Source organism: Candidatus Hydrothermales bacterium (assembly GCA_039630235.1).
Classification (GTDB): domain Bacteria; phylum Hydrothermota; class Hydrothermia; order Hydrothermales; family JAJRUZ01; genus JBCNVI01.
In genome coordinates this window covers 1-12,974 of sequence record JBCNVI010000005.1, presented here as the reverse complement: position 1 = coordinate 12,974, position 12,974 = coordinate 1, and the positions used below count along the sequence as shown (strand labels likewise).

Annotated in this window: 12 protein-coding genes, 1 tRNA gene and 1 rRNA gene; all 14 read left to right on the top strand. The window is 32.3% G+C overall.

The features are described 5' to 3' along the window. Positions 1-25: 25 nt before the first annotated feature. Positions 26-99: transfer RNA gene (locus tag ABDH49_05730), tRNA-Ala, on the top strand. 12 nt (positions 100-111) lie between these two features. Further along, positions 112-1,557, top strand: coding sequence for a TldD/PmbA family protein (locus tag ABDH49_05725; protein MEN3046461.1), 1,446 nt, complete (start codon positions 112-114; stop codon positions 1,555-1,557). A 6-nt stretch (positions 1,558-1,563) separates the two neighbouring features. Beyond that, positions 1,564-2,844, top strand: a complete 1,281-nt coding sequence (locus ABDH49_05720; GenBank protein MEN3046460.1) for a tetratricopeptide repeat protein — start codon at positions 1,564-1,566, stop codon at positions 2,842-2,844. Further along, the gene (locus ABDH49_05715) at positions 2,831-3,598 is read left to right on the top strand and encodes a dihydroorotate dehydrogenase electron transfer subunit (GenBank protein MEN3046459.1); all 768 of its coding nucleotides are present in this window, start codon (positions 2,831-2,833) and stop codon (positions 3,596-3,598) included. The genes ABDH49_05720 and ABDH49_05715 overlap by 14 nt, the downstream gene beginning before the upstream one ends. Next, a complete protein-coding gene (locus ABDH49_05710) occupies positions 3,595-4,527 on the top strand; it encodes a dihydroorotate dehydrogenase (protein MEN3046458.1) in 933 nt (310 codons plus the stop codon). The genes ABDH49_05715 and ABDH49_05710 overlap by 4 nt, the downstream gene beginning before the upstream one ends. A gap of 2 nt (positions 4,528-4,529) precedes the next feature. Continuing rightward, positions 4,530-5,228 carry an orotidine-5'-phosphate decarboxylase gene (gene pyrF / locus ABDH49_05705; protein ID MEN3046457.1) on the top strand — a complete coding sequence of 233 codons (699 nt, stop codon included), beginning with the start codon at positions 4,530-4,532 and terminating at the stop codon, positions 5,226-5,228. A 16-nt stretch (positions 5,229-5,244) separates the two neighbouring features. Further along, positions 5,245-5,793 carry an AAA family ATPase gene (locus ABDH49_05700; protein ID MEN3046456.1) on the top strand — a complete coding sequence of 183 codons (549 nt, stop codon included), beginning with the start codon at positions 5,245-5,247 and terminating at the stop codon, positions 5,791-5,793. Positions 5,794-5,918: 125 nt separating this feature from the next. Next, a complete protein-coding gene (locus tag ABDH49_05695) occupies positions 5,919-7,373 on the top strand; it encodes a sodium/proline symporter (protein MEN3046455.1) in 1,455 nt (484 codons plus the stop codon). A gap of 16 nt (positions 7,374-7,389) precedes the next feature. Further along, complete coding sequence (locus tag ABDH49_05690; GenBank protein ID MEN3046454.1) at positions 7,390-8,112, top strand: DUF72 domain-containing protein; 723 nt, start codon at positions 7,390-7,392, stop codon at positions 8,110-8,112. Beyond that, positions 8,105-9,145, top strand: a complete 1,041-nt coding sequence (locus tag ABDH49_05685; GenBank protein ID MEN3046453.1) for a sugar phosphate nucleotidyltransferase — start codon at positions 8,105-8,107, stop codon at positions 9,143-9,145. The genes ABDH49_05690 and ABDH49_05685 overlap by 8 nt, the downstream gene beginning before the upstream one ends. 5 nt (positions 9,146-9,150) lie before the next feature. Beyond that, complete coding sequence (locus ABDH49_05680; GenBank protein ID MEN3046452.1) at positions 9,151-9,927, top strand: inositol monophosphatase family protein; 777 nt, start codon at positions 9,151-9,153, stop codon at positions 9,925-9,927. A 60-nt stretch (positions 9,928-9,987) separates the two neighbouring features. Further along, positions 9,988-11,940 carry a ferrous iron transport protein B gene (gene feoB / locus ABDH49_05675; GenBank protein MEN3046451.1) on the top strand — a complete coding sequence of 651 codons (1,953 nt, stop codon included), beginning with the start codon at positions 9,988-9,990 and terminating at the stop codon, positions 11,938-11,940. A gap of 190 nt (positions 11,941-12,130) precedes the next feature. Continuing rightward, complete coding sequence (locus ABDH49_05670; protein ID MEN3046450.1) at positions 12,131-12,790, top strand: metal-dependent transcriptional regulator; 660 nt, start codon at positions 12,131-12,133, stop codon at positions 12,788-12,790. A 114-nt stretch (positions 12,791-12,904) separates the two neighbouring features. Beyond that, a 16S ribosomal RNA gene (locus ABDH49_05665) occupies positions 12,905-12,974 on the top strand; the annotation flags it as partial.

Here is a 12,974-nt window from a genome sequence, read left to right as displayed (position 1 = left end):
CTGATCTTATAATAATTCTTAGGAAGGGGCCGTAGCTCAGCCCGGGAGAGCGTCGGAATCGCACTCCGAAGGTCAGGGGTTCAAATCCCCTCGGCTCCAAAATAAAAATACATGAGAGAAATAATAAATGAAGCCCTAAACGCCTTTGAAATTCTAAAAGTTTCCTACGGTGAAATAAGAATCGTAGATAAAGAGTCAGAAATCATATTTCTAAAAAACGGAATAGTAGAGAACTTTTCAAAAAGCGAGGATAGAGGCTATGGGATAAGAATTTTTGAAAATGGGGGAATGGGTTTTGCCGCATCTAACGATTTTTCAAAAGATAAAATCTTTGAAACCGTAAAAAAAGCAAAAAAATTATGCGAAGCTTCTTATAGATACTCTTCTTTCGAGTATAAACTAAGCCAAGAAAAAGTAAGTAAGGGAACTTATAAATCTAACATCGTAATCGATCCCTTTGAAGTCTCTGTTGAAGAGAAATTAAACTTTATGAGAGAAATTGACGAAAGACTAAAAAGCTCAAAGTATCATATCTTAAGAAATGTTGTATTAGCTTTTTTTAAAGAAAAAAAATACTTTGCTTCTACAGAGGGTCATGATATTTATCAAGAAATTTATCATTCAGGTGGAGGCTACTCAGTTTACACATTCAAAGACGGCATTTTGCAGGTAAGATCCTATCCTGAAAGCCATGGAGGAAACTATCTTCAAGGTGGTTTCGAGGTTATAGATAAAAAAGATTTCTTAGAAAAAGCTTATGTTATTAGCGAGGAGGCAGATAAGCTTCTGTTTGCTAAACCAGCACCCGCCGGAGTCTTTGATCTTATTATCATGCCAGGACAGATGGTTTTACAGATTCACGAATCAGTAGGTCATGCTACAGAACTTGATAGAGTCTTAGGATATGAGGCCTCCTATGCAGGTACGAGTTTTTTAACTCTTGATAGTCTCTTTAATTTTAAGTATGCCTCAGAGATAGTTAATATAGTAGCAGACGCCACCTATCCTCGGGGTCTTGGTACCTTTGGTTACGATGATGAGGGAACACCTGCAAAAAGAGTTTACCTAATAAAAAATGGTATACTCAGTGGATTTCTTTCATCCAGAGATACATCTATTCATATAAATTCTGAGTCCTCAGGATGTGCAAGAGCTTCGAGTTGGAATAGGATACCCATTGTGAGGATGACAAATATAAACCTTGAACCGCAAGAAAAAGATCTCGAAGAACTTATCTCTGATATAAAGGAGGGTTTTTTAATTGATGTTAATAAGTCTTGGAGTATTGATGAAAAAAGGCTTAATTTTCAATTTGTATGTGAAATAGGTTATAAAATAGAAAATGGAAAGTTAACGGGTGAAATTGTAAGGGATCCTCTTTATTATGGGATAACACCGGAATTTTGGAATTCCTGTGATGGGATAGGAAAAAATCAAGTCCTTTATGGCCTTTTAAACTGTGGAAAAGGGGAGCCGGGTCAAACTATGCATGTTGGTCATGCCTCTCCTCCTGCAAGATTTAGAAAAGTAAACTTTGGATCAGGCTCTATAAAGTAGTAATATTTGATTAAAAGTTTAATTTTTATCTTTTTCACTTTCCTTTACTGTGCCACTTTTAGAAGCTATTTTAATACCTTTTATAATGCAAAGAAGTATTATAGGGAAGCAGAAAAAAAATTTTACCAGAATAAAAGAAAGGTTACTTCTGATGTTAGAGCTTTGTATGATAAGTCCCTAGAAAAATTCTTAAGGGTAATAAAGTATTTTCCTGATTCACCTTTTCTTGAGGATGCTATATTTTATTCTGGAATGATTTACATTAGGCTCGATGATAAATTGAATGCTATTAAAAAGTATGAAGAGCTTGTAAAGTATTTTCCGAAAAGCACTTTTACAGCTTTTTTTTCTGATTCGATTCTTTTTTATCTTCTTCTGAAAAAAGATCTTGAAAATTATCTGTACGTTTTAACTTTATATCCGTTAAAGAAAAGCCAAAATTTTTACTTTTTTAAGGCGAAACTATTTGAGATAAAAGAAGATTACGATTCATCTTTTTTTTATGCAAAAAAAGTTTTAAGAACCGGTTCACCCTTTTGGAGGGAGAAGGCTCTTTCTGTGTACATAAAGTCAGCACTTAAAATAGGCATGTTAGACTCTGCTCTTAATTTTAAAAGTGATTTAGAAAAAAGAAAGGAATTAACTCTTTTGCTTGCAGAGGTTTATATAAAAAGTGGAGAACTTGAGAAGGCAAAGGAGATTTTAAAAAATTTTGATTCAGAGAATAAAAATTATGAAAGTGTAAAGCTATTAAAGGAAATATATAGTAAAGAAAAAAATACTTTGGGAACGAAAAGAGTTTTGAAGAATTTTCTTTTAAAGGGAGAGGATTATCTTAAAAGACAGGAGCTTGGTTTTGAGCTCGCAAATATCTATTTTGAGGAGGATAGTTTACAAAATTTAAAAGATATTTTAAATGAGATCAGAAAGATTTCACCCTCAACAGATTTTGGAAGAAAATCAAATGTTTGGTTCAGCTTAATCGAAAGTGAAGAAAAACTAAAAAACATAGACGGAGATATTTTAAAACGAGAACTCCTAAGGATTGGCGAATCCTATTATGTCGATGTTGGTTTATACAAGAAAGCCATAGAGATTCTTGAGGATTATGTAAAAAGATTTCCTAATGAGAAAGAGACCCCCAGAGTTTTATATCTTATTGTGTTTATTTGTAAAAATTTTCTTAATGATAAAAATAAAATTGAAAGTTACTATAAGATTTTAGAAACAAAGTACAAGGGAAGTTTTTATCATGTTATCGCAAGAAATCTTCTTGAAAAAAATTGAAGGCGAGATACTAAATAACATAGATCTTGGAGAAGGTATGTTCCATCTTATTGTTTCTGCTGAGGAAATTGCAAAGAGAGCAAAACCAGGTCAATTTGTGAATATAAGAATTCTTGACACACTTTGCCCCTTTATAAGAAGGCCCTACAGCATCTGGAGTGCTGAGGGGGATGTGATTGAATTTCTAATAAAAGTTAGTGGACTAGGCTCAAGATTACTTTCAGAAAGAAAAAGAGGAAAGATAGATCTGCTTGGACCTTTGGGAAGAGCCTATCCTGAGCCAAATTTTGGTGATAACGAAACTGTGTTAATTGGTGGTGGAACTGGGATAGCTCCTCTTATGTTCTACGTTAAGTATTACTCATTAACTAATTTTAAGTTTATATATGGTGCAAAAACATGTCCTCCTGACTACTTGATTTCAAGATTAGGAGAAATAATAGGTGATTTTTTAGTTAGTACTGAAGACGGTTCTTTGGGGTTTAAGGGTCTTGTTGTGGATTACGTTAAGGAGCTGATAAGGGATGGATATATTGATCCCCAAAAGTCTATTTTTATATTATGTGGTCCTCTTGCTATGTTAAAATCTTTTCAATTTTTACCGCCTGAAAATACCTACGTCTCGATGGAAGGGAAAATGGCTTGTGGATTTGGTGTCTGTATGGGTTGTGCTGTAAAAAGAAGAGATGGAAAAGGATATTTAAGAACTTGCACTGATGGAACTATTTTTAGATTATTAGATATAGAACTATGAATCTTGAAGTAAATCTTGCCGGTTTAAGGTTAAAAAATCCCTTTATGCCTGCTTCGGGAACTTTTGCTTATGGAGTTGAATTTTTAGATCGTAAAGATGAAATTGATATAACAGAGTTTGGAGCCATCGTTACTAAGGGAATAAGTTTAAGGGAGAGATTTGGAAATCCACCTGAAAGAATTGCAGAGGTTCCCTGTGGGCTTCTTAACTCAATAGGTCTTGAAAATATTGGACTTGAGAGATTTTTAAAGGAAAAGTGGCCACTACTAAAAGAAATTGGCGTGCCCGTAATAGTGAACATTTTTGGTGAGAAAGAAGAGGAATTTGAAATTTTGTCAGAAGAACTGGATAGGGCTAAGGTTCACGCTCTTGAAGTTAACTTATCTTGTCCCAATGTAGATAAGGGAGGGATGGAGTTTGGACAGGATAGAAAAGTTACAGGTAGAATAGTGGAAATAGTAAAGGGAAAATTTAAAGCTGGTCCTGTTTTTGTAAAGTTGGCCCCAAACTTTGTTAATATTATAGAGGTTGCCAAGGTATGTGAGAAAAAGGGAGCTGATGGACTTTCTTTAATAAATACTATCATGGGGATGGCAATTGACGTTGAAAAAAGAGAATTTTTAATTTCAAGAGGTGTAGCGGGCCTATCAGGTCCAGCTATTCACCCTATTTCTCTTTATATAGTCTATAGGGTTTATCAGGAAGTTAAAATTCCGATAATTGGTGTTGGAGGAGTCTATGATTATAGATCTGCAATTGAATTTTTAATGGTAGGAGCTAAGGCTGTTCAAATAGGTTCTATGATTTTTGTAGAACCAGGAATAATAAATAAAATAATAAGAGATACCAAAGATTATATGAGGAGACACAAAATAGATGATATAAAAAAAATAATTGGATGCATGCAAAAAGTTAAAAAGGGGGAGTAAAGATGACAGAGCTTATTATTGCCTTAAATACAAGTGATGTGGAGTTAGCTAAAAAGTGGGTCAATCTTTTTTTGCCATACGTAAAATGGTTTAAAGTAGGTTATCCACTGTATATAACAGGTAGTAATAAATTTATAGAAGATCTTAAAGAAAAGGGGGCTAAAGTTTTTCTTGATCTAAAATTTTTTGATATCCCTTCTGTTGTATCTCTGGCTGTTAGAGAGGTTAATAAGTTAAAGGTAGATATGTTAACTCTTCATACACTTGGAGGTTTTGAGATGCTTGAGTCAGCCTGTAAAAGTTTGTGGGAAGTTGAAAGAGAAAAAAGGCCTCTTTTAATAGGAGTTACAATTTTAACGAGTATGTCTGAGGCTACTTTGAGAGATATTTCTGAGACAAAAAAGTCAATTGATGAGGAGATTATAAATCTTGTAAGACTTGCAAAATCAGCAGGTCTTGATGGTGTTGTAGTTTCTGGTAATGAGCTTGAAGCTGTTAAAAAGGTATGTGGAGAAGATTTTCTAACAATTGTTCCAGGAGTAAGAATTAAGGAAGATTTTGTTTTTGATCACGAAAGAGTAATAACTCCAGCTGAAGCAAAGCGAAAGGGAGCAGATTTTATTGTTGTTGGTAGACCTATTACCCATTCTGAAGACCCAATTAGAAAATTAGAGAGTTATCTGAATGAGATAAGAGGATAAGAGATTTCTATTTTAAATGCATAGGCCCTTTATAATTGCAGTTTGTGGCTTTACTGGGGTAGGTAAGTCCTTTGTAGCAAATCTTTTAAAAGAAAAGTTAGATTGTGTTATTTTAAGGTCAGATGTTATAAGAAAAGAACTTGCAGGTATTGATCTATCTACTCATGTTTATGATGATTTTGAAAAAGGTATTTATAGTAAAGAAATGACAGAAAGGGTATATACTGAGCTATTCGAAAGGGCAAAGTTAGCTTTAAAAAATTCAAAGAATGTTATTCTTGATGCTACTTTTTTAGATAAAGAAAAAAGAGATAGATTAAGAGCCCTTGCAAAGGCCTTAGATGTTAAACTTTTTATTCTCTGGATTGAGGCCCCCTCTCTTTTAATTAAAAAAAGATTGGAAAAAAGAAAAAGCGATGTTTCTGACGGTAGATGGGAAATATATCTAAAACAAATAGAGAAGTATAAAAAACCTACTGAAGAAGAGGATATAATTTATGTGAAAAATGACAGCAAAATTTATAAAAGAATTGAAGATCTTTTGACTCTTTTCTTTGCTTTTTGAAAATTTTTTAATATAAAATTCAAAATGTCTCCTTTGGTAGATTTATTGCTGTTTGTAGTTTTCATACTTATTCCGTCCATTTTAATGATTTATTCTGTTTATCTAAACACAAAGAGGGAATAGTAATGATTCCCCAACATGTTATAATATGGACAGTATTTGTTTTATACCTATTTTTTCTTTTGTTTGTAGGATTTTTTGCACAAAGGAGGTTTTCTAAAACCTATGAGGATTTTGTTGTAGCTGGTAAAACTCTTGGCAAGTGGGTTACTGCGATTTCAGCTTCTGCCTCAGCCGAAAGTGCTTGGTTAATCCTTGGTCTTTCCGGATACGGCTTTGTTTACGGCTTTGGCTCATACTGGATTGCTTTGGGTGGAATCTTAGGTTATTGGTTTAATGCCCTATTTATAATTTCTCAATTAAAAAAAGATACCGATAAGTATAACAGCCTAACAATTTCTGACTATATAGAAAGTAAGCTTGGCGACAAACATCACATTTTTAGAATACTTTCTGCAATTATTGTGACCTTCTTCATGACAGCCTATGTGGTAGCTCAATTTACAGGTTCGGGAAAACAACTTGAGGGTATGGGTCTTGCCTCATACAAAGTAGGAGTTTTAATAGGTGGACTTATGATAGCTATTTATGTTATTTTAGGTGGTTATGCTGCAGTTTCCTATACTGACTTAATTCAAGGTATTCTAATGGTTTTTGTTCTTGCTGTATTTCCGATAATTGCCATTTTCATAATAGGAGGTCCCCTTGAGTTTTTTAAAAAGGCTGGAGAGTTAGGTTTAACACACCTTTGGGGTCCAAGTGAGTTTTCTCTTTTTGTTTTAGGCTTTTTAATAGGAGAGGCAATAGGTATTGCCTTCGGTTATCCAGGAATGCCCCACGTTATAATAAGATACTTTACTGTCAAGGATGTAAAAGAGGGTAAAAGAGCAGGATTAATAGCGATTTTATGGGGCTTTTTTGCTTACTTTGGTTCTTGTACTCTTGGAATTGCTGGAAGAGTTCTTGTTGAGATGGGAAAACTTTCAAGTCCAGGTGATCCAGAAAAAATTTTGCCACTCTTTGTTATAACCTTTTTAAATCCAGTTTTAGCAGGTATTGTTTTATCGGCTGTAACGGCTGCAATTATGTCAACAGCAGATTCACAGCTTATGTACTCCTCAACTACAATTTTAAATGATGTATATCTTATTTTGAGGGGAAAAAGGCCACAGCAGAAGTTTTTAATTTTAGGGACAAGACTTGTTATACTCATTTTGTCCTTACTTGCCCTATTTTTTGCCCTGGTTGAAGTGAGGTTTATTTATAGATTTGTTCTTTACGCCTGGAGTGCCCTTGGTTCAGCCTTTTCTCCAGTTATTATCCTTTCTCTTTACTATAGTAAATTTAATATATACGGTGCCATAACTTGCCTTATAACAGGTCCTACTATAACAATTCTGTGGAAAGATGTTTTTAAATTGACGAAGTATCTTTATGAACTTTTCCCTGCTTTCCTTATAAGTCTATTTTTAGGTTTCTTAGTTAGCAGAATTTCAAATAAATTTCTAAGAAGATCTTAAAAAAGAAATTAGATAAATGAAAATTTATATAGGTTTATGTTCTTCGCCCTCTAAGAAAAACTACTTCGATTTTTTTAATGCTGTAGAAATTCAGCAAACCTTTTATACTGTTCCAGGTGAAAAAAAGGCTAAAAATCTGAGAGAAAAAATTAAAGATTTGAAAGATTTTTATTTATTTTTGAAGGCTCCTCAGCATATAACCCATCCTTGTAATTCATTAACTTATCGAAGATCAAAGAAAGATTATGGAAAGAAAGAAAATTATGGTTTTTTTAAAAATACTATAGAAGTTGATTTAGCTTGGAAAGATATAAGAAATTTTGCAGAAATATCTGGAGCTAAGGGTATTGTTTTTCAGACCCCCTCATCTTTTAGCGAAACCGAAGAAAATATAAAGAACATAAAAAATTTTTTTAAAGATAAAAATAATTTACTTTTCTTTTGGGAGTGTAGGGGGAAATGGAAAAGTGAAACTGTGAGAGAAATTTATAGAGACTTTAAGATTTATCAGGCTCTTGACCCCTTTCATCAAGAAATATTAACTGATGATATTATGTATTTGAGATTGCATGGAAGAAAAATGTATAAATATAAGTTTGAAGACAAAGATTTCGAAGAAATATTTAATTTAATAAAAAAGTCAAAAAGTTATGTTTTTGTTATGTTTAATAATATCTATATGTGGGAAGATGCTCTTAGGTTTAGAGAGTTTCTTGTAAAAAAGGGGGTTTATGAGTAAGAATTTTTATGCTGTTATAATGGCAGGGGGAAAGGGAGAAAGGCTCTGGCCTCTCTCTAGAGAAAGAAATCCTAAACCCTTTATTAATATCTTGGGAAAACCCCTTATTAAAATTACATACGAACGAATAAAAAAGATTGTTCCTAAAGAAAACATAATAGTTATTGTTCCCTGTTATCTTTCTTCTCTTGTAAGAAAAATACTTGGAAATGTTAAAGTATTAAGGGAACCGCTTTTAAAAAACACTTTTGCTACATGTTTTTTTAGTACATTTTATATTCAAAAAAAATCAAAAGATGCTGTTATAGGAATATTTCCTGCTGATCATCTCATTAGGGATCAAAATGAATTTAAAGAAATTATGATTTTTGCCTTTAAAAATGTAAGCGATAACATTTTAACTTTTGGAATAAAACCTACAAGACCTGAGACAGGTTATGGCTATATAGAAATTGGTGATGTTTTTTTAAGGGAGAAAAATTACGAAATAAGAAAAGTTTTAAAATTCCATGAAAAGCCAGATAAAGAACTTGCTAGTGACTATTTAAAAAGGGGAAACTTTTTATGGAACTCAGGTATGTTCATTTGGAGGGCTAATTCTTTCTTTAATATACTCAAAGAGGTTAACTCTTCTTTCGATGAATTACTTTTTTATTTAAGAAAAAATAACATCAAAAAATTCTTTGAAATTGTTCCCAAAACTTCTATTGACTATGCGCTATTAGAAAAAACTAATAAAATTTTATGTATACCTTCTGATTTTGGATGGGAAGATCTTGGTTCATTTTTATCATTTGAAAACATTTTTCCAAGAGATGAAAATGGAAATTCCTCTGTTGGAAAAATTTTATCTGTAGATTCTCGGAATAATATCGTTTTTTCAAAAAATAAGAGGGTAGTACTCTATAAAGTTGAAAATCTTACTCTCGTTAACTCAGAGGATTTAATTTTAGTTTTTCCTAAGGAAGAGTCCCAGAAAATAAAAGATCTTTTAGAGGTGTTAAAAAAGAAACTTCCAAAAAAATATTTTTAAGATTTATGGGTGATTTTCTGGATAAGATTCTTTTAGGGTTTAAAGAATGTGCCTTTAGGGCAGGAAGTATACTTCTGAGGGAGTTTAAAAGAGATGACTTAAGTTATAGAGAGAAAATAGAGAGAGATTTTGTTTCGGAAACAGATTTAAAAGTAGAGGAAGAGGTGAGGAAAGTTTTAGAGAAAAAGTTTAGGGATATTCCTTTTTTAGGTGAGGAGATGGGTAAAGATTTTATAGAAGAGGGTTTTATTTGTGATCCTCTTGATGGGACGAGAAACTTTATTCAGAAAATTCCATTTTTTTCTTTTTCTATTGCTTATGTTAAAGAGGGTGAGCCTTTAGTTAGTGTGATTTATATTCCTTTTTTAAATGAGCTTTTTTATGCTATAAAAAATAGGGGTGCCTATTTAAATGACAGGTTAATAAAAGTTTCAAATAAAACGAGTGGTTTTTTAATAGGGACGGGTTTTCCGTTTAGAAGGAGGGAGTATTGGGAAATCTACTATAAGAAATTAAAGGAGGTTTTTGAAAACTCTGATGATCTAAGGAGGCCTGGTTCTGCTTCTCAGGATCTTGCCTATGTAGCTTGTGGTAGATATGATGGCTTTTTTGAGTTTGGATTATCTCCCTGGGATGTAATACCAGGTGTATTGTTAGTAGAAGAAGCTGGAGGAAAAACTAGCGATATGCAAGGAGAAAGAAACCATTTAAGAAGTGGTAATATAATAGCCGGAAATCCGATTGCCTACGACTTTCTCTTAAAAATTTTTAAGAAAAATTAAAAATTTGAAATTTTTTTAAATTTGTATTATTATTTAACATTGGATAAAGATTTTAAATCTGTGAAATCTAAAAAGAAAATTAAAAAAAAGGTTGTTATTGTTGGGAATCCTAATGTAGGTAAGTCTTTGATATTTAACCATTTAACAGGTGAGTATGCAAATGTTTCAAATTATCCAGGAACAACAGTTGAAGTCTCAAGGGGTTTTCTTAAGGGAAAAAAAGATGTATTAATTATTGATTCACCTGGGGTTCAAAGCTTACTTCCCAGGACAGATGAAGAAAAAGTTACTTTAAGAATTTTATTAGAGGAAGAACCAGATGTGGTTATTTTAGTATCAGATTCAAAAAATTTAAAAAGAGCACTTGTTCTTTTATATCAAATATCTATTTTAAAGTTCAAGACTATCTTAGTTTTAAACATGTATGACGAAGCTCAATCAAAGGGAATTGAAATTGATGAAAAGGGGTTAAGTAATGAGCTTTGTATACCTGTTATAAAGACTGTTGCAATACATGGTAAAGGAATAAAAGAACTTATGTTAAATCTTGAAAAGGCCTCTTTGCCAAATTTTAATTTCGCTATGGATAAAAGGATAACTAATTTTTGGGAAGAAATTGGAATAAGGCTTAACGGTAAGTTTAAACGCAAAGAGGGAATTATAAAACTTTTTCTAACAAGGGATGAAGATGTCGAAATTACACTTAAAAAAATTTTAAAAGAAGAAGAATATAAAGAGATTTTAAGAATTAGAGAAGACTTTGAAAATTCTTTATATGAACCTGTTGAATTTTTTGCACTTTCAGATATTACAAGGAATGTTGAAAAAATAGTTTCAAAATATGTAACCAAAGGAAAGACTGCACCAAAAACTACACTCTTTAGTGATTTCCTCAACAACTTTATGATCCATCCGATATTTGGTTTTATTTTTATAATGATCGTTCTGTTTTTGTTACATCTTTTTGTAGGCAATTTTGGTGCAGGTATTTTGGTTGATTTACTTGAGAATAAACTTTTTGGTGAGATTATAAATCCCTTTCTGATAAGAATATTTAATTTTTTACCCCTTCCTAATATAGTGAGGGACTTATTTGTAGGAGAATTTGGGATTTTTACAATGGCTCTAACTTATGGTTTTGCCATTATTTTTCCAGTTGTCCTTATCTTTTTTATTGCCTTTGGTATACTTGAGGATTCGGGATACTTTCCAAGACTTGCCCTTCTTCTTAATAATTTCTTTAAAAAAATAGGACTTTCCGGTAAAGTGATCCTACCAATAATACTTGGTCTTGGCTGTGATACAATGGCTACAATAACTACAAGAACCCTAGAAACAAAGAAGGAAAAAATTGTTGTCACTTTGCTTTTAGCCTTAGCAGTTCCTTGTTCAGCTCAGTTAGGGGTAATTTTTGCATTAATGTCAGGTGTTTCTTTTTTAGCTTTAATAATCTGGGGATCTAATGTACTCTTTAGTTTGTTTGTTGTAGGTTTTTTAGCCTCACGTTTTTTACCCGGAGATAAGTCATTTTTTATTATGGAAATTCCCCCCCTAAGAATTCCGAGCTTTAAGAATATTCTCTATAAAACAATTTATCGACTGGAATGGTATTTAAAGGAGGTTATACCAGTTTTTATAATAGGCACCTTTATACTTTTTATTATCAATTTGTCTGGCCTTTTAAAATTTATAGAAGAAATCTTTAAACCGATCGTGACAAACGTCTTGGGTTTACCTAAGGAAGCTGCAATTGGTTTTATCATGGGTTTTTTAAGGAGAGACTATGGAGCTGCAGGTTTTTTAATTTTAAAAGAAAAGGGCCTTTTAGATGTTTCACAGATAATAGTCAGTTCGGTAACAATTACTCTTTTTATGCCCTGCATTGCTAATCTACTTGTTATTATAAAAGAAAGAGGATTAAAAGTAAGCTTTTATATTTCCCTATTTATTATAACTTATTCAATAACAGCTGGATTTTTAATTAGGATGTTACTTGAAAAATGGCCAGTTTAAAAATAAAATGCAAAATGTGTGGGAAATTTTTTTCAGTTAGCTACGAAAACTCCATTTGTAAAATTTGCCCTTTTAAATTCTCTAAAAACTCTTGTAAATTTGTTAGATGTCCCTACTGTTTTTATGAAAACATAAATATTTTTAATGACGGAAACGTAAGTTTTTTAGGTAAGTTATTAAAGAAAATAAAATGGAGAGAAAAGTAGAGGAGGCTTTAAAACTTTTGTGGTTTAAGGAAGAGGGTTTAAATGAAGAGGAGTTATTTCCTGTTGAAAAGTATAAATTAGAGGAGGAAGATTATATAAAACTTGAGGTAGATGGTTTAGTTGAAAAAAGGGGTGGAAAATGGCAATTAACTTTAAAGGGCAGACATTTTGCCTCAGAAATAATAAGAAGGTTAAGGCTTGCAGAATGGCTTTTTATAGAAATTTTTGAAAGTGAAAAGGTTTTCTCGAATGAGGCCGCCTGTCAACTTGAGCACATTTTAAATGAAGAAGTAACTGATAAAATCTGTACATTATTAGGGCATCCAAGATTTTGCCCTCATGGTAAGCCTATTCCAATGGGAAAGTGCTGTGTTAATAAAGAAATAGATATGATTAAACCAATTCATGTTCCACTTGTCCATGTTAAAGAGGGAGAATGTGTAAAGGTTATCTCAATAAAAAGTGAAGATAAAAGAGTATTACATAGGCTTGCAAGTTTCGGTTTAATATCAGGTGTAAAGATTAGGGTTTTAAGGACTAAACCCTTATATATGATTGAATTAGACGAGACAATAATTTCTATTGATAGGGATATAGCCGAAAAAATCTTTGTTAAAACTATAAAAGAGGGAAAGGGAAGCTAAAATGAAACTTGAAAAAATGAAATTTATATGTTATAATATAAAAGAAGATGGCTAATTGAAAATCAGGGTGGGTTGGGTATATTTAGGAGGTTGAGGTTGGGATATTTATTTTGTTTTATGGAGGGTTTGATCCTGGCTCAGGGCTAACGCTGGCGGCGTGTCTTAGCCATGCAAGTCGGGCGGA